Origin of the sequence: Gordonia caeni (assembly GCF_039537105.1) — a bacterium.
GTDB classification, from domain to species: domain Bacteria; phylum Actinomycetota; class Actinomycetes; order Mycobacteriales; family Mycobacteriaceae; genus Gordonia; species Gordonia caeni.
In genome coordinates this window covers 185,594-201,510 of the sequence record NZ_BAAAZW010000003.1, presented here as the reverse complement: position 1 = coordinate 201,510, position 15,917 = coordinate 185,594, and the positions used below count along the sequence as shown (strand labels likewise).

The 15,917-nt window shown below is 71.0% G+C and carries 16 protein-coding genes and 1 riboswitch; of the genes, 6 read left to right on the top strand and 10 right to left on the bottom strand.

Going from position 1 to position 15,917, the window contains the following annotated elements; genetic code table 11:
* Positions 1-150: 150 nt before the first annotated feature.
* From hpt to dacB, 4 genes are all read right to left on the bottom strand, one after another.
* Positions 151-723 (bottom strand): hypoxanthine phosphoribosyltransferase, encoded by a 573-nt coding sequence (gene hpt, locus ABD732_RS06035; protein WP_344781634.1) that lies wholly within the window; start codon positions 721-723, stop codon positions 151-153.
* 36 nt (positions 724-759) lie between these two features.
* Positions 760-1,737, bottom strand: coding sequence for a tRNA lysidine(34) synthetase TilS (gene tilS / locus ABD732_RS06030; protein WP_425552990.1), 978 nt, complete (start codon positions 1,735-1,737; stop codon positions 760-762).
* On the bottom strand, positions 1,716-2,726 hold the full coding sequence (locus tag ABD732_RS06025; RefSeq protein ID WP_344782012.1) for a zinc-dependent metalloprotease: 1,011 nt from the start codon (positions 2,724-2,726) through the stop codon (positions 1,716-1,718). Before ABD732_RS06025 ends, tilS begins: the two co-directional genes overlap by 22 nt.
* 151 nt (positions 2,727-2,877) lie before the next feature.
* Positions 2,878-4,317, bottom strand: coding sequence for a D-alanyl-D-alanine carboxypeptidase/D-alanyl-D-alanine endopeptidase (gene dacB / locus ABD732_RS06020; protein WP_425552989.1), 1,440 nt, complete (start codon positions 4,315-4,317; stop codon positions 2,878-2,880).
* 85 nt (positions 4,318-4,402) lie between these two features.
* Here dacB and ABD732_RS06015 point away from each other — a divergent pair, with 85 nt between their 5' ends.
* Positions 4,403-4,882: an inorganic diphosphatase gene (locus tag ABD732_RS06015; RefSeq protein WP_344781630.1), complete on the top strand. Its 480-nt coding sequence runs from the start codon at positions 4,403-4,405 to the stop codon at positions 4,880-4,882.
* Positions 4,883-4,977: 95 nt separating this feature from the next.
* Here the strand turns inward: ABD732_RS06015 and ABD732_RS06010 are convergent, their stop codons facing one another.
* Positions 4,978-6,234, bottom strand: coding sequence for an aminotransferase class V-fold PLP-dependent enzyme (locus ABD732_RS06010; RefSeq protein ID WP_344781628.1), 1,257 nt, complete (start codon positions 6,232-6,234; stop codon positions 4,978-4,980).
* An 18-nt stretch (positions 6,235-6,252) separates the two neighbouring features.
* A riboswitch (SAM riboswitch) is annotated at positions 6,253-6,366 on the bottom strand.
* 148 nt (positions 6,367-6,514) lie between these two features.
* On the opposite strand from ABD732_RS06010, the gene ABD732_RS06005 reads away from it, so the two are divergent.
* Positions 6,515-7,600, top strand: a complete 1,086-nt coding sequence (locus ABD732_RS06005) for an isochorismate synthase (RefSeq protein WP_344781626.1) — start codon at positions 6,515-6,517, stop codon at positions 7,598-7,600.
* Positions 7,601-7,640: 40 nt separating this feature from the next.
* Here ABD732_RS06005 and ABD732_RS06000 read toward each other — a convergent pair whose 3' ends face one another.
* Genes ABD732_RS06000 through ABD732_RS05990 form a run of 3 tightly spaced genes read right to left on the bottom strand, consistent with a single transcriptional unit; the run spans position 7,641 to position 9,815 of the window.
* Positions 7,641-8,852, bottom strand: a complete 1,212-nt coding sequence (locus ABD732_RS06000) for an O-succinylhomoserine sulfhydrylase (RefSeq protein WP_344781624.1) — start codon at positions 8,850-8,852, stop codon at positions 7,641-7,643.
* Between the two features lie 13 nt (positions 8,853-8,865).
* The gene (locus ABD732_RS05995; RefSeq protein ID WP_344781622.1) at positions 8,866-9,279 is read right to left on the bottom strand and encodes a rhodanese-like domain-containing protein; all 414 of its coding nucleotides are present in this window, start codon (positions 9,277-9,279) and stop codon (positions 8,866-8,868) included.
* Positions 9,276-9,815: an Rv0361 family membrane protein gene (locus ABD732_RS05990; RefSeq protein WP_344781620.1), complete on the bottom strand. Its 540-nt coding sequence runs from the start codon at positions 9,813-9,815 to the stop codon at positions 9,276-9,278. Before ABD732_RS05990 ends, ABD732_RS05995 begins: the two co-directional genes overlap by 4 nt.
* A gap of 219 nt (positions 9,816-10,034) precedes the next feature.
* On the opposite strand from ABD732_RS05990, the gene ABD732_RS05985 reads away from it, so the two are divergent.
* Positions 10,035-11,426, top strand: coding sequence for an FAD-dependent oxidoreductase (locus tag ABD732_RS05985; protein WP_344781618.1), 1,392 nt, complete (start codon positions 10,035-10,037; stop codon positions 11,424-11,426).
* Between the two features lie 11 nt (positions 11,427-11,437).
* Here ABD732_RS05985 and ABD732_RS05980 read toward each other — a convergent pair whose 3' ends face one another.
* Together ABD732_RS05980 and ABD732_RS05975 are read right to left on the bottom strand one after the other, a co-directional pair.
* A complete protein-coding gene (locus ABD732_RS05980; RefSeq protein WP_344781616.1) occupies positions 11,438-11,971 on the bottom strand; it encodes a hypothetical protein in 534 nt (177 codons plus the stop codon).
* Positions 11,972-12,165: 194 nt separating this feature from the next.
* Positions 12,166-12,663: a hypothetical protein gene (locus tag ABD732_RS05975; protein ID WP_344781614.1), complete on the bottom strand. Its 498-nt coding sequence runs from the start codon at positions 12,661-12,663 to the stop codon at positions 12,166-12,168.
* Between the two features lie 340 nt (positions 12,664-13,003).
* On the opposite strand from ABD732_RS05975, the gene ABD732_RS05970 reads away from it, so the two are divergent.
* The 3 genes from ABD732_RS05970 to ABD732_RS05960 are packed head-to-tail and all read left to right on the top strand — an operon-like array spanning position 13,004 to position 15,887.
* The gene (locus ABD732_RS05970) at positions 13,004-14,002 is read left to right on the top strand and encodes a FecCD family ABC transporter permease (protein ID WP_344781612.1); all 999 of its coding nucleotides are present in this window, start codon (positions 13,004-13,006) and stop codon (positions 14,000-14,002) included.
* The gene (locus ABD732_RS05965) at positions 13,999-15,102 is read left to right on the top strand and encodes a FecCD family ABC transporter permease (protein WP_344781610.1); all 1,104 of its coding nucleotides are present in this window, start codon (positions 13,999-14,001) and stop codon (positions 15,100-15,102) included. Before ABD732_RS05970 ends, ABD732_RS05965 begins: the two co-directional genes overlap by 4 nt.
* On the top strand, positions 15,099-15,887 hold the full coding sequence (locus ABD732_RS05960; RefSeq protein WP_344781608.1) for an ABC transporter ATP-binding protein: 789 nt from the start codon (positions 15,099-15,101) through the stop codon (positions 15,885-15,887). The genes ABD732_RS05965 and ABD732_RS05960 overlap by 4 nt, the downstream gene beginning before the upstream one ends.
* The last annotated feature ends 30 nt before the right edge of the window (positions 15,888-15,917 follow it).

Sequence of the window (15,917 nt, the reverse complement as noted above, 5' to 3'; positions counted from 1 at the left end):
GTACGCGTGGGTCTGCGCGCCCCGCACCCGGGCGGGGCGTGCGCGGACCCTTGTCCTTCCCGTCTTACTCGCTATACGAGGCTACCTTTCAACGCCCCGGGACCTTGACTTTGTTCCCGCAGGGCGTAACGCCGCGCCCGCGCCGACGGTTCAGTCGGAGTAGACGGACGGGTCCAGGCGGCCGATGAACGGCAGATCCCGGTAGCGCTCGTTGCAGTCCAGGCCGTAACCCACCACGAACTCGTTCTCGATGTCGAAGCCCACGTCGTAGACCTTCACCGGCAGCTTCACCGCCTTCGGCTTGCGCAGCAGGGTCACCACCTCAAGCGACCGCGGCGAGCGTGTGGCCAGGTTCTTCATCAACCACGACAGGGTGAGGCCGGAGTCGATGATGTCCTCGACGATCAGCACGTCCCGGCCGGCGATGTCGCGATCGAGGTCTTTGAGGATCCGCACCACACCCGACGACGACGTCGACGAGCCGTAGCTGCTGACCGCCATGAACTCCATCTGATTGGGGACCGGCAGGGCGCGCGCCAGGTCGGTCATGAACATGACCGCACCTTTGAGCACCCCCACCAGCAGCAGGTCGTCCGGCGCATCCCGGTAACGCTCGGCGATCGCCTGCGCCATCTCGGCCGTGCGTTCGGCGATCTGATCTTCGGTGATCAGAATCGTTTCGATGTCGTCTTCCGCGTAACCGTGCGCCACGTCTTCCAGCATCGCACAAGCGCCGGTGCCTGCGCGATGGGCCCCGGGTTACCGGGCCAGTCGCCGCAGGACGAGGATCCCGGCCGCCTCGCGCACCACGGCCAGCCGGTCGTCGGTGTCGCCGCCGACGGCGACCGGCCCCTGCCCCCGCCAGTCGGTGACCAGGGCGTCGACGGCGCCGATCACCCGGGAGGCAGGCGCCGGCGCCCCCGCGGCGACGAGCCAGCGGCGCAGGACCCGGGTGCGCAGCGCGGCGGGGGCCGCGGCCAGCGGTACCACGGCCAGCCCGTCGGGCACGGTCGCGGTCTCCGCCAGTTCGGCGGACATCGCGTCCAGCGCGTCGGCGTCGGCCCGGATCTGGTCCGCGGTCCGGGCGAGGGCCTCGGCGGCGCCGCCGAGGATGTCGTCGAGCAGGGGCAGCGCCTCGTGCCGCAGCCGGACCCGAGTGAAGCGGGGGTCGTCGTTGTGCGGGTCATCCCACCAGGTCAGCCCCCAATCGATGCAGGCCTGACGGGTCTGTGCGCGGCGCACCCGCAGAAGCGGGCGCCCCCACGGCGGCGTCCAGGCCGCCATCGCGGCCAGTGAGCGCGCACCGGAGCCGCGGCCCAGACCGAGCAGCACCGTCTCGGCCTGGTCGTCGAGCGTGTGGCCGAGCAGCACCGGCCGGTTTCCCGCCGCCGCGCGCAGCGCCGCCCGGCGGGCGGTGCGGGCGGCGGCTTCCGGACCGCCGCCGCCGGTGACGTCGACCGGGAGGAGCTGCGCCTGCGCGCCGAGTTCGCGCGCGGTGGCCGCGGCGCGCTCGGCCACGTCGGCGGACCCGGCCTGCAGGCGGTGGTCGACCACCAGCGCGGTCACCTGCAGTCCGGCGCGCACCGCGGCCGCGGTCAGGGCCAGCGAGTCCGCGCCGCCGGACAGGCCAACGCACACCGCCGGACCGGACAGCCGGGTGCTCGCGAATCCGCGCACCGCGCCGATCAGTTCCTGCTGGGCGCGGGATCGTCCGCTCAGAGCACCCGGGCGATCCACTGGTCCGGTTCGCCGATCTCGGCCATCGTCGGCATCGTCTCCGGCGAGGTCCACACGGTGTTGAAAGCGGCCATCCCCACCTGCCCGACCACGGCGTCGACGAAGGCCTTGCCCCGCACGTACTGCGCCAACTTGGCGTCCATCCCGATGAGCGCCCGGATCAGCCGCTGGATCGGGTTCTGCGGGCGCTGGCGGCGGGCGTCGAAGGCTTGGCGGATCGCGGCGACGGTCGGTACCTGCGCCGGTCCGACCGCATCCATCACGTGATCGGCGTGGCCCTCCAGAAGAGTGCCAAGCACCATGACGCGCTCGAAGGCGTCGTACTGCTCGGGGGTCTGCAGCAGCTGCATCACGCCGAGCATGCCCTTCTCCCGCGGCCGTCCGCTGCGCAGCGATTCGGTCAGCCGGCTCACCAGGTCGTTCATCGATTCACCGGCGTCGCCGGAGAGCACCCCCACATTGGACTGCATGTACCCGGCCAGCCACGGGTTGGCCGAGAACTGCACCCGGTGCGTCACCTCGTGGAGGCATACCCACAGGCGGAAGTCCGCGGGCACGGCGCGAAGCTGCCGTTCGACGGCGATGATGTTGGGCGCCACCAGCATCAGGACGCCGGGCTCACCGGTCTCCGGGTCCGGCGAGAACGGGTCGTACTGGCCGAGTATCGCGCTGGACAGGAAGGCCAGCAGACCGGCGGCCTGCGCCCCGGCGACCTTTCCGACCACACCGCCGCCGCTGCTTGCGGCGTTCTCGCCGAGCATCGCGGGCATCGAGGTGGCCGCGGCATCGATCCACCCGGACCGGTCCAGGATCCGCGCGGTCGGCACCGGCAGCCCGTCGGCCAGCCCGGTCACCTCCCGGACCGGCGCTTCGGCGCGCACCGCGGCGTCGGCGAGTTCGGCGCGGGCCTGCGCCATCGTGTACCGCGTGACGCGGGGGCCGGGCCGGGCGATCTTCCGGCCGAGCGAGGCGGCCAGTCCCCAGTCGATGTTGGTGGCCGGCCCGCTGTCGTGGTCCGCCGTCTCGGCGGCCTGATCGGGGGCTGGGTGGCCGCCGGCTGTCTGGTCGGCTGAGGTGTGGTCGGCAGTGGTCACGGTGTCTGCTCCTGAAGTGGCGTCGTCGGTGTCCTCCACGGCAGCGTCATCCACGGCAGCCGCATTCCCGCAGCGCCCCGGCCAGCTCGTCGAGGGCCGGGCGCGCATCGGCCGGCGAGGTACCGCCCGACATGAAGGCGAAGGTCAGGACGCGACCCTCGACGGTCTGCACGATGCCGGTCAGCGAGCTGACACCGGTCAGCGTGCCGGTCTTGGCGCGCACCCATCCGGCGCCGGGGTTCTTCCCCGGCGGGAAGCGCTCGGCCAGGGTGCCCGTGCCGCCGGCGACGGGGAAGGTGTCGAGCATCGGGCGCAGCTGCGGACGGCTGTCGCCGGCAGCGGCCGACACCAGCTGGTCCAGCAGCCGGGCGGGCACGCGATCGGCACCGGAGAGTCCCGAGGAATCCCGCAGGACCACGCCGCTGACGTTGAATCCCTTCTCCCGCAACACCTTCACCACCGCTTCTGCGCCGCCGTTGATGGTGGCGGGACCGCCGATCGCCACCGACAGCTCGATGGCCAGGGTCTCGGCCAGGATGTTGTCGCTCAGCCGCATCATGTCGCCGACCCGGGTGCTCAGCGGGGCCGACTCCACCGATGCCAACACGCGGGCGCCGGACGCGGGCGCGGCCTCGGTCACCGGGCCGTTCAGACCGAGCGCCGAGGCGAGGGCGCGGCCGGCATCCTCCGGCGAACTGTCGGACCGCGGGGAGTACTCGTCGAGCGGGTCGGTGCGGGCGCCGTCGACCATCAGCGAGGTGATCGGCGCGATGTCGCCGCCCTCGATGTCGTCGGTGTCCCAGGTCCGCTCCATGTCCGGGCCGTCGATCGAGCTGGGCGCCACCGCCACCGAGGTGACCGGCACCCCGCTGCGCTTGATCTGGTCGGCCAGATCGATGATCCGCGGGGCGTCGGTGTAGAAGGTGTCGTCGTCGGCCGCCTGCACGGTGAGCGTCGGATCCCCGGCACCGACCAGGATCACCTGGCCGTCGGCGCCCATCACCACCTCGGTGGTGAGGCGGTCGTCGTGATCGAGCTGCTCCAGCACGGCCGCCGCGGTGAGGATCTTGGCGTTCGACGCCGGGGTGCGCGGGTCGTCCGGATTCTGCGTCCAGAGGGTCTCGCCGGTCAGCGGATCGGAGATCATGCCGGTCAACTTGCCCAGTGCCGGGTCCCGCAGTCCGGCGCGCAACTGGGCGGTCACTCCGCGCCGGGTGGGCTCGGGGGCGGTGCCGGCCACCGGCACGATGCTGGGGTCCACGGTGGCCGCAGCCGGCTGAGCCGGCGTGCCGGCAGGAATCGGCTCCGGACGATTGACGTACCAGTCGTAGCCGAGGACCCCGCCGAGGGCCAGGGCTGCCACCAGCAACAGGCTCAGCACGGTGATGAGCACAGCACGCCACCGGCGCCGGCCGGGCCTCGTCGTCGCCACCTGGTTCCCTTCGGATTCGCCGCCTGTGCGGACTCTCGCACCGGCACGCACCATGAGTTCGGGCTGCCCGCGCTGTCCTGACTCCCCCCACAGTATCGTTGACCCCCGAGACACCCCCGAAGACACAGGAGACGAACGCATGGAGTTCGAGGTCACCGTCGAGATCCCCAAGGGCGGCCGCAACAAATACGAGGTCGACCACGAGACCGGCAAGGTCTACCTGGATCGCTACCTCTACACGTCGATGGGCTACCCCGCCGACTACGGCTACATCGATCACACCCTCGGCGAGGACGGCGACCCGCTGGACGCGATGGTGCTGCTGACCGAGTCCGTCTTCCCGGGCGTCATCGTCAAATCCCGGGTGATCGGCATGTACACCATGACCGACGAGGCCGGCGGCGACGACAAGCTCCTCGCCGTGCCGGCCGGTGATCCCCGCTGGGATCACGTCCAGGACATCGGGGACGTCGCGGACTACGAGCTCAAGGCCATCTCGCACTTCTTCGAGCACTACAAGGACCTCGAGCCGGGCAAGGAGGTCACGCCCGGCGGATGGGTCGGCAAGGCCGAGGCCATCAAGGTCGCCGAGGCCGCGGTGGACCGCTACAAGGCCTGATCGACGGAACAGCCGGTGCGCCCCGCTCCCCCTGGAGGGAGCGGGGCGCCGCGCATCGCGGGCTCGCCGGTGCAGCGCGTCGGTCTGTGCGGGGATCAGTCGGTGCCCAGCTCCGCCAGCGCGGCGAGAAGCCGGTCGACGTCGTCGGAGCTGGTGCCCAGCCCGAAGCTGGCCCGGACGGCCCCGTCCGGGTGCCCGAGGTGGCGCAACAGCGGATGCGCGCAGAACTTGCCGTCGCGGACGCCGATGCCGTGCCGGTCGCTCAGGTATTCGGCCACCTCGCGCGCGGTGTGACCGGCGACGGTGAACGCCGCGATGCCGACGCGGTCGGTCACCGCGGGCCGGCCTTCTTCGGCCGGTGCGTCGAAGATCCGGAGAGCGGTGACGTGGTCGAGGCGGGCGAGCCCCTCGTCCAGCCGGGCCAGCAGGTCCCGCTCGTGGTAGCCGATCAGCTCGAAGCCGACCCCCCGGATGGCGTCGGTGGCCGCAGCCACGGCGACGGCCCCGAGGACGTTCGGGCTGCCGGCCTCGTGCCGGGCCGGACCCGCGTGCCAGGACGTGCCGCCGGACAGGTCCACCTGCGCGGAGGCGCCGCCGCCGGCGAGGTACGGCTCGGCGGCGTCGAGCCAGTCCGGCCGGCCGATCAGCACTCCGGCACCGAACGGGGCGTAGATCTTGTGGCCGGAGAACACCAGGTAGTCGACGCCGTACCCGGCGAGCGAGACCGGACGGTGCGCCACCAGCTGGGCCCCGTCCACCAGGATCCGGGCACCGTGCCGGTGCGCGGCCGCGGCGAGGGCGCGGATCGGCAGCACCTCCCCGGTGACATTGGAGGCGGCGGTGATCGCCAGCAGCGCCGCGGGCTTGCGTGCGAGTTCGGCCTCCAGTGCGTCCAGCGTCGCGGCGAACGTGGGCTGCACCGCGACCACCCGGGCACGTCCGGTGCGCTGCCAGGGCAGCAGGTTGGCGTGGTGCTCGATGTCGAGGACCACCACGTCCCCGGGTACCGCGTGGGCGGCCAGGTTGATCGCGTCGGTGGTGTTGCGGGTGAAGACCACGGTGTCGTCGGCGCGGCCGCCGACGAAGCGGCGCACCGTCTCGCGGGCCTGCTCGTAGCGGGCGGTGGTCACCTGCGACAGGTGGCCGGCGCCCCGGTGCACGCTGGCGTACTGCGACAGCGCCTCGGTGAAGACCGAGGCCACCTCGGTCAGCGCCGGGGCGCTGGCCGCGTAGTCGAAGTTGGCGTACCGGACCTCGCCGGCCGCGGTGGGCACCGTCTGCTCGGCACCGACGACGGGCGCCAGGGCGGAGAAGGTGGCGTGGTGGACGGGGTGGTCCAGGACAGCGGTCATGGCTAGAGCTCCTCGGTGAATCCGCGCTTGCCGCGGCCGGTCGGCCGGCGGCCGGGTCGTCACCCGGAGCACCCCACCGCGGCGGAGGGTTGCCGACCAGCGAGCCGGGGCTTGTCGCTGGTACTCGTGACCCGCCGATCACTCTGCCGGGCGCGGGGCGCGGAAGCGAGAATTAGGCGCAGCGCGGGTTTTACCACCGGTCGCGGAGTCGCGGGCTTGTCCTGAGCGCAGCCGAAGGGCTTGTCCTGAGCGCAGTCGAAGGGGCTTGTAGCGTGAGTGCGTGCCGACCACCACTTTCGTCCTCGCCCGCAACGGCTCCGGCTACCGCGGCGACGGACGCGCGGCGGGCTTCGACACGGTGGCCGCGGCGCGCGCGGCCCTGGCCGCCGGCACCGTCGACGTGGTGACCGGCGCCCTAGGCTTCGACCCCGCCGGCCCGGCCGCGCTCACCGCACCGCACCGGTGGTCTTCAGGCAGTGCGGTGACGTCGCAGGTACCCGAACGGCGGCGGGCCGTCGCCGAATCCCTCACCGGGGCCGGCGAGCACCGCACCCGGGTGTGCGCGGCCCTCGACGCGATCGCGGCGGGCACCGTGGAGAAGGTGGTGCTGGCACGGCACGCGCAGTGGCGGCTGGATCGGCCCGCCGACCCCGCCGACCTGCTCTCGGCGTTCGCGCACGTCGGCCCGGGTGCCGCGGTCTTCGCCGCCGCCCTCGATCCCGCACCCGGCCGGGCCGGGCACTGGCTGATCGGGGCGAGCCCGGAACTGCTGGTGCGGCGCGCGGGCCGGGTGGTCACCTGCCACCCGTATGCCGGATCGGCCGCCCGCTCCCGCGACGGCGCCGCCGACACCGCGGCCGCCCGGGGACTGCTCGCCTCGGCCAAGGACCGCGCCGAGCACGCCTTCGTCGTCGACGACCTGCGGACACGGCTGGCCCCGCTGTGCACCGAGCTGTCGGTGCCCGGTGAACCCGCGCTGATGTCGACCGGCGAGCTCTGGCATCTGGCCACCCCCATTCGCGGCGTGTTGGCCGACGACACGGTGACCGCCCTCGACCTGGCCGCACTGCTGTCCCCCACCCCGGCCGTGTGCGGGACGCCGCGGCCGACGGCGGCCCGGCTGATCGCCGATCTGGAGGAGCCACGCGACTTCTACGCCGGCACCGTCGGCTGGTGCGATGCGCGCGGCGACGGCGAATGGCTGGTGTCCATCCGCTGCCTGGAGCTGGCGGCCGATCACCGCGACGTGCGGGCCTGGGCCGGGGGCGGCATCGTCGCCGGTTCCGATCCGGATGCCGAGGTGGCCGAGACGGCCGCCAAGTTCCGCACCGTGCGGCGCGCGCTGGGCCTGGACGCCCCCGCCTGACCCCCACCTGAGCGCCACGCGTGTCGCAGGGGCGGGTCGGTCAGCCCAGGGCCTGGTCCAGGTCCCGGATGAGGTCGTCGACGTTCTCCAGGCCCACCGACAGGCGCACCATCGAGTCGGTGAGGCCGATCGCGGCGCGGCCCTCCGGCCCCATCGCGCGGTGGGTGGTGGTGGCCGGGTGGGTGATCAGGCTCTTGGCGTCGCCGAGATTGTTCGAGATGTCGACCACCTGCAGCTTGTTGAGCATGGCGAACGCCCGCTCTTTCCCTGTCGAGGTCCCCGCGCTGCCGGGCAAGTCGGCCAGCTCGACGGTGATGACGGTGCCGCCCCCGGACATCTGCTCGCGCGCCAGCTCGTACTGCGGGTGCGAGGGCAGGAACGGGTAGATCGCCGTCGCCACGCGCGGGTCCGCGTCGAGGAACTCGGCGATCGTGAGCGCACTGGCGACCGAGGCGTCCACGCGCAGCTTCATCGTCTCCAGCCCCTTGAGCATCACCCAGGCGTTGAACGGGCTGAGGGCCGGACCGGTGTGGCGCATCAGTTCGCGCACCGGGCCCTCGATGTACTCCTCGGTGCCCATCACGGCGCCGCCCATCACCCGGCCCTGGCCGTCGATGTGCTTGGTGCCGGAGTAGACGATCACGTCGGCCCCCATCTCCAGCCCGCGCTGCAGCAGCGGGGTGGCGAAGACGTTGTCGAGCACCACCTGCGCGCCCGCCGCATGCGCCATCTCGGCCACCTTGCGCACGTCGACCAGCGTCTGCATCGGGTTCGACGGCGTCTCGAAGAAGACGGCGTCGGTGGGCACCGACAGCGCTTCCTCCCACTGCGCGAGGTCCTCGCCGTCGACGAAGACGGTCTCGACGCCCCACGCCGGGAGGATCTCGTTGCAGATCACGAAGCACGAGCCGAACAGACTGCGGGCCGCCACCAGCCGGCCGCCCTGCTTCAGCAGCGCGCCGAGTGCGACGAAGACCGCGGCCATGCCGCTGGCCGTCGCGAACGCCGCTTCGGTGCCCTCGATCTGCCGGAGACGCTCGGTGAACATCTCGACGGTGGGGTTGCCGTAGCGAGAGTAGACGAACCGCTTGTCCTCGCCGGTGAAGGCGCGTTCGGCGGCTTCGGCCGTGTCGTAGACGTAGCCGCTGTTGAGGTACAGCGCCTCAGAGGTCTCGAAGAACCCCGACCGCATCAGGCCGCCGCGGACCGCGATGGTCTCCGGCGATACCCATTCGGGCAGGTCACGGCTCATGGGACTACTCCTTCTACTGTTGCCTCCACGGCAGGCCTTCGGCGCGCCAACCCGCAGCTCCTCGATGGCCCTGCGCGTCGAGGGCACCTTCGAACCCGTCAAGAATGTTGTACGCCTCCGCAATGCCCGCCGCCGTGGCGGCCTCCGCCGCAGCGATCGACCTGGCCCCGGACCGGCACAGGAAGAGCACCTGAGAATCGTCCTCGACACCCACCTGGCGCAGGTGATCGACGAAGGAGGTGTTCTCCTCTCCGCCCGGGAAGGTGATCCACTCGACCAGGGCGGCCTTCTTGCCGAGCGACGAGACGTCGGGTACGCCGACGAAGGCCCACTCGGCCTGCGTCCGGCAGTCGACCAGGACGGCCTTCGGGTTCTCTTCCAGGGCGGCCCACGCCTGCTGGGGGGTCATGTCACCGGCATAGCTCACGGGTTGCACACCTTCCATTCGTCGCCCTGCCGCACCACGGTCAGGGTGGTCGTCTGCTCGTCGTCCGGAGTGTCCTCCCGATGCCAGTGCACCGTCACCGTCGCGGTGTCGCCCTCGACGTCGACGTCCATCGTCGGGATCACCAGCAGCCCGTTCTCGTCCCGGGCGACACGATTCTCGTCGGCGAACTGTGCGGCGGTCGGGAAATCCGCCGACTGCACCTCCTGCTCGCAGTGCGCATTGCGGTACTGCTCGTAGTTGAGTGAATTGCGGGCCGAATAGGCGTCGTTGACGACGTACTGCACGCGGGTCGAGTCGTTCACCCGGTCCTCCGGCGGATTCACCAGCGCGATGACGACGACGACCGCGACCAGTGTCAGCACCACTCCGACGGCCGCCAGGAACGGCCAGCGGCTGCGACCGGGGTCCGGGTCGCCGAACTCCTCGGCGAACTTCTCCGGATAGCCGTCCGGTGTCCGCTTGGGAGACTGCGGGTCATCGGGGTAGTCGGCGCCGCCGGGCGTCTGATCGCTCATGATCGTCGATTCTATCGACCGGACCGGAGATCAGTGCACCGCGTCCACGGCGCCAGGCGCCCGCGACGGCTCCTACACAGGCCCCCGCGGCGCCGTCAAGGGTTTGGAGCAGATGCCGCGGAGTGAGGGGAGCCTCAGTCGCAGATTTTGGCCGACGCCGACCAGCGCATACCGTGGATGCACAACACGTTTCATCCAGCTGAGGAAGCGACTGCCTAAATGAGTGAGAACAGCCGCCCGCTGCGCGTAGCGATCGTCGGTGCCGGTCCCGCCGGGATCTACTGCGCCGATGCCCTGATGAAGTCGGAGACCGCCGCCGCGCGCGGAGTCAGCATCGACCTCTACGAGCGCATGCCGGCCCCGTTCGGCCTGATCCGATACGGCGTCGCGCCCGACCATCCGCGGATCAAGGGCATCATCACCGCCCTGCACAAGGTGCTCGACAAGCCGCAGGTCCGCCTCCTCGGCAACATCGACTACGGCACCGACATCACGCTGGCCGACCTCAAGAACCACTACGACGCCGTCGTCTTCTCCACCGGCGCCACCGACGACCGCGCCCTGCAGATCCCGGGCGTCGACCTGGACGGCAGCTACGGCGCCGCCGAGTTCGTCGCCTGGTACGACGGCCACCCGGACTTCCCGCGCACCTGGCCGCTGGAGGCCGAGAAGGTCGCCGTGATCGGTGTCGGCAACGTCGCGCTCGACGTCGCCCGCGTCCTGGCCAAGACCGGTGACGAGCTGCTGCCCACCGAGATCCCCGACAACGTCTACCAGGGCCTGAAGAACAACAAGGCCGTCGAGGTGCACGTCTTCGGGCGCCGCGGCCCGGCGCAGGCCAAGTTCACGCCGCTCGAACTCAAGGAACTCGACCACTCCCCGAACATCGAGGTGGTGGTGAACCCCGAGGACATCGAGTACGACGAGGGCTCGGCCGTCGCGCGCCGCACCTCCAAGATCACCGACCAGGTGGCCTCGATCATCGAGAACTACGCCATCCACGAGCCCAAGCAGAACGCCATCCACAAGCTCTTCCTGCACTTCTTCGAGAGCCCCGTGGAGATCCTCGGCGAGGACGGCAAGGTGGTCGGCCTGCGGACCGAGCGCACCGAGCTCGACGGCACCGGCAACGTGCGCGGCACCGGCCGGCACACGGACTGGGAGCTCGGCGCCGTCTACCGCGCGGTCGGCTACCTGTCCGACAACCTGCCGGAGATCCCGTTCGACTCGGCCGCCGGAGTGATCCCGAACGAGGCCGGCCGCGTCTTCGACGAGGGCGCCCACGTCACCGGCCTGTACACCACCGGCTGGATCAAGCGCGGTCCCGTCGGCCTGATCGGTCACACCAAGGGCGACGCCAACGAGACGGTCGAGTGCCTGGTGGAAGACATGGTCAACGACACCCTCAACCGCCCCGCCGAGCCGGGCGAGGAAGCGATCCTCGCGCTGCTCGAAGAGCGGAAGATCCCCTACACCACCTGGGACGGCTGGTACCGGCTCGACGAGTACGAGCGCGGTCTCGGCGAAGCCGAGGGCCGCGCGCGCAAGAAGGTCGTCGAACGCGAGGAGATGCTCGCCGCGTCCGAACCGGACCGCGCCGCCAAAGGCTGAGGACCTTCCCTTCAGCCGGCCAGCCGTTTCGCGACGGGGCCGGCCAGTGCGAAGTCGATCGAGAAGTTCGGCGCGTTGAAGACGTTGTCGATCTCGTTGCCGATGGCGTAGCCGACGATCGCGTACGGCCCGCCGCAACCCGGCAGCACCTCGCCGACGATGAAGTTCTGGCCGGGTCCGAGCGTCCCGTTCGGTCCGGTGCCAGTGCCGGTGGCGACCGGGACGTTGCCGACCTTCACTTCCGGCCCGCTGGCGAAGTTGGGCTCCTTGATCTCCACGACGCGGACTTCGGGGCCGAGCACCGATCCCACGCGCACCCCGGTGATCCTGGTTCCGCCGACGTTCTCAGCGAGCACCAGCCGCACCGTCTTGCCGTCCTGGCAGACGACGAAGGTGCTCACCTTCAGGTCACCCGGGGGCGCCGCCGCTGCCGCCCCGGCGCCGGCCAGGGCCCCGGCCGCCATGACCCCCGCACACGCGGCGGCCCCCGCCGCACGGATCGTGTGCTTGCCCAGATTCTTGTGACCCGGATTCTTGTTCCCCATGGTCTTACCTTCCGCTCGATTCACGGACGGCGTTGCTGCGCCGGACGACCTGTGCCCTCCGGGGCGTACAGAACCGCCCCTGCACCGGTCATTCTCCTCGGGCCGGACGTCGGAGTCGCCGTCTTGACCGGATGCGTCAGGGCGGTGACCGATCGGTCACCGCCCTGAGCTCGATGTGTCTTACGTTCGGCGCGTCAGCCGGCTGCCTTCTCCAGCGCAGCCTTGGCCTCCGCCCGGCCTGCCGCAGCAGTGGACGACGGGTTCTCCTGCTGGCGGACGTTCATCCAGAAACCGAAGTTGTCGAGCAGGTTCTCCTGCTCGGCACCGATGGTGTAGCCGGCGATGGACGACGGGAAGCAGCCGCTCCAGACCGTCCGGATGGTCAGCGACCGCGGCACGGAGGCGTTGGTCGACGACAGGGTCCGGGCGAACTTGTGCTGGCCGTTGATCTCCTGCAGCGTCACGTTGTGGAACGTGCCGCCGTCGGCGGTGACGGTCATCCAGCGGGTCATGTTCCAGATGCCGGCGGTCCAGGGCTGGCCGGGCTGCAGACCGAAGTTGCAGTGCACGCCGCCGTTGAGGCGGAGGTTCGGGGGTGCGGCCTGGGCGGGCGCTGCCGCGAACAGGGCGCCGGAGGCGACCACACTCGCGGTCGCTACGCCCACGGCGGCTCGAGTCAGGATCTTCTTCATGGTCTTACCTTTCGTTTCTTACGTTTCCAGCGTCACACGGAGCACGCTCCGGCCATGGAGGCCACCGCGGGATTGTTTGATAACGATCACTCCCAGGGTGCGCAGTCTCGTTGAGGGTATCGACCGATTCACACGAAGCGTTACGGAACCGTTCAGCTTTCATGACCTGACCGACCGCCCGACATGGACATCAGTGCAGGTGACGGCACACCCGAGTCGGATTCGACCACGAACTCGACTCACCAGGATTATCGCGCATAACGGTACTGAATGTTACTCGCGTCACACATGAGGTGCGCGGATGCGGGTCAACAGGCCAATTTAAGTAAGGTTACCCTTCGTGAAAAGGATGGCCGGGGCGCTGGCGCTGGGGGTGGTGCTGGTCGCGCTCTGCGTGGCCTCGATCGCCGTCGGCTCCGGGCTGGGGCCGCACGACCTCTCCTACTCCACCGTCATCGACGCCCTCCTGAATCGCGACACGGTCGACGGCGAACTGGTGAAGCTCGTCGACAACCGGGTCACCCGCACCGTGCTCGGTCTGATCGTCGGTCTCGCCCTGGGGGCGGCCGGGGCGCTGACTCAGGGCCACACCCGCAACCCGCTCGCCGATCCCGGGCTCCTCGGCATCAACGCGGGCGCGGCGTGCGCGGTGGTGATCGGCGTCTTCGTGTTCGGCAGCGCCGGCCCGCTGATGAACACCGTCTCCGCCCTCATCGGCGCGGGCCTGGCCTCGCTCGCGGTCTTCGCCCTCGCCAACCTCTCCGGCGGCACGCCGCTCACCCTGGTCCTCGCGGGCACCGGTCTGTCCGCCTTCCTCATGGCGATCACCTCGGCGATCGTCCTGAGCGATGGCGCCTCCCTGGACGTCTGGCGCACCTGGAACGTCGGCGCACTGGCCGGTCGCGGCACCGAGGTGCTGTGGACGGCACTGCCGTTCATCGTCGCCGGGCTGATACTGGCCCTGGCCGGCGGCTGGTTCCTGAACCTGCTCAGCCTGGGCGACGACATGGCCACCGCTCTCGGCGGCCGCATCTGGCTGATCCGGCTCACCGGGATCGGCACCATCACCCTCCTCGCCGGCGCGGCGACCGCGGCCTGCGGCCCGATCGTCTTCCTCGGGCTGGTGGTGCCGCACCTGGCTCGGCCGATCACCGGCCCCGACTACCGCTGGGTGGTGCCCTACTCCGCGCTGATCGGTGCGGTGCTGCTGGTGGCCTGCGACGTCCTCGGCCGGGTCCTCGCCCGCCCGGGCGAAGTGCCCGCCGGGGTCATGCTCGCCGTGGTCGGCGGCCCGGCCCTGATGCTCATGGTGCGCCGCAGGAGGTTGCCGAACGTATGACTCACCGTCAGCAGAGCCCGCAGCGCAAATTCCCGCATCGCCGCATCCACGGCGGCCGATCGGTCCTCTCGGTCGGGCCCGCCACGTGGCCCCTGGACCCGAGACTGCTGCTCGTCGGCGCCGGCGCGACGATCCTGGTGATCGTCCTGTTCCTGATCAGCATCTCGATCGGCTTCACCACGCCGGTCGACGTCGCCCGCATCCTCCTGGGCGGGGGCACCCGCGGCGAGAACGTGGTGGTGTTCGACGACGCCCTCCCCCGCGCGCTGGTCGCCGCCCTCGTCGGCTTCGGGCTGGGACTGGCGGGCTCGCTGACCCAGATCATCACCCGGAACCCGCTGGCCACCCCCGACCTCCTCGGGATCACCGCCGGCGCCAGCGTCGGCGCCGTCCTGGCGATCACGATGGGCACCACCTGGGGCGCCTGGCTGGCGGAACTCGGCACCCCGATCGCCGCGCTGCTCGGCGGTCTGGTGGCGGCCGCCCTGATGGCGGCCTTGTCGTACCGCCGCGGCAGCGACATCGGCATGAACACTCTGCGGCTGATCCTGATCGGTGTGGGGCTGACGTGGACGCTGCAGGCGGTGACCGCGTATCTGCTCGCCCGGGCCCAGGAGTGGGACGCCTCTCGCGCCCAGCGCTGGATCGTCGGTTCCATCTCGTACGCCACCTGGCAGGTGGTGCCCGCGGCGCTGATCGCGGTGGTCGTCGGCATCGTGTGGGCGATGATCTCGGCGCGCGACCTGCGGGCCCTCGGCCTCGGCCTGGACACCTCCCGGAGCCTCGGCCTGCGGGTGGGGCCGGTGGTCACCGGCACCCTGGTGGTCGCGGTGATCGTCGCCTCGCTGTCGGTGTCGGCGGCCGGCCCCATCGCCTTCGTCGGCCTGCTCGCCCCGCAGATCGCCATGCGGCTCGCGGCGACGCCGCAACCCACCCCGGTCACCGCGGGCCTTACCGGTGCGGCGCTGGTCCTGTTCGCCGACGTCTTGACCCGCACCGCACTGCCCGGCGGTCTGCCCGTCGGGGTGGTGACCGCCGCCCTCGGCGGACCGTTCCTGATCTACTTGATGATCCAAGCCGCCAGAAAGGCGACCGCATGACTCGCTTGCTCGCTGAAGACCTCTCGGTCGGCTACGACGGCCGGCTCGTCATCGAACACCAGGATCTGGCGATTCCCGACGGCGCCATCACCACGATCATCGGGCCGAACGGCTGCGGCAAGTCGACGATGCTGCGTGCCCTGGCCCGGCTGCTCCCCGCCCAGACGGGCGTGGTGCGACTCGACGGTGCAGACATCCGGTCCCTGGCCCCCAAGAAGGTCGCCCAGACCCTCGGACTCCTGCCGCAGCAGCCGATCGCCCCGGAAGGGCTGCGCGTGGCCGACCTGGTCGCCCGCGGTCGGCACCCGCACCAGTCCTGGTACCGGCAGTGGAGCGAGCAGGACTCGGCGGCCATCGACCGGGCGCTGGAGTTGACGCAGACCGCAGAGCTGGCCGACCGCGCGATCGAGGCGCTGTCGGGCGGGCAGCGTCAGCGGGTGTGGATCGCCCTGACGCTGGCGCAGGAGACGGATCTGCTCTTGCTGGACGAGCCGACCACCTATCTCGACCTCGCGCATTCGATCGAGGTGCTCGACCTGGTGCACCACCTCAAGACCCGGCACGACAAGACCGTCGTCATGGTGCTGCACGACCTGAACCTGGCGGCACGTTACAGCGACTGGATCGTCGTCATGGCCGACGGCGCGGTGATCGCGCAGGGCGTCCCCGGCGACATCCTCACCGCCGAACTGCTCGAAGAGGCCTTCGGCCTGAAGTCGGTCATCGTGACCGACCCCGTCTCCGGCGGCCCGATGGTGGTGCCGGTCGGCGCCGGCCTCGGTTAGCGAGGCCCACCCGCCCGCCGGCCGTCCTTC

Coding starts and splice junctions, on each gene's coding strand:
- ABD732_RS05980 (WP_344781616.1), bottom strand. CDS start 11,971: ATGGGGAACAAGAATCCGGGTCACAAGAATCTGGGCAAGCACACGATC.
- ABD732_RS06000 (WP_344781624.1), bottom strand. CDS start 8,852: ATGAGCCGTGACCTGCCCGAATGGGTATCGCCGGAGACCATCGCGGTC.
- dacB (WP_425552989.1), bottom strand. CDS start 4,317: ATGGTGCGTGCCGGTGCGAGAGTCCGCACAGGCGGCGAATCCGAAGGG.
- ABD732_RS06015 (WP_344781630.1), top strand. CDS start 4,403: ATGGAGTTCGAGGTCACCGTCGAGATCCCCAAGGGCGGCCGCAACAAA.
- ABD732_RS06010 (WP_344781628.1), bottom strand. CDS start 6,234: ATGACCGCTGTCCTGGACCACCCCGTCCACCACGCCACCTTCTCCGCC.
- ABD732_RS05990 (WP_344781620.1), bottom strand. CDS start 9,815: ATGAGCGATCAGACGCCCGGCGGCGCCGACTACCCCGATGACCCGCAG.
- hpt (WP_344781634.1), bottom strand. CDS start 723: ATGCTGGAAGACGTGGCGCACGGTTACGCGGAAGACGACATCGAAACG.
- ABD732_RS05960 (WP_344781608.1), top strand. CDS start 15,099: ATGACTCGCTTGCTCGCTGAAGACCTCTCGGTCGGCTACGACGGCCGG.
- ABD732_RS05985 (WP_344781618.1), top strand. CDS start 10,035: ATGAGTGAGAACAGCCGCCCGCTGCGCGTAGCGATCGTCGGTGCCGGT.
- ABD732_RS05965 (WP_344781610.1), top strand. CDS start 13,999: ATGACTCACCGTCAGCAGAGCCCGCAGCGCAAATTCCCGCATCGCCGC.
- ABD732_RS05975 (WP_344781614.1), bottom strand. CDS start 12,663: ATGAAGAAGATCCTGACTCGAGCCGCCGTGGGCGTAGCGACCGCGAGT.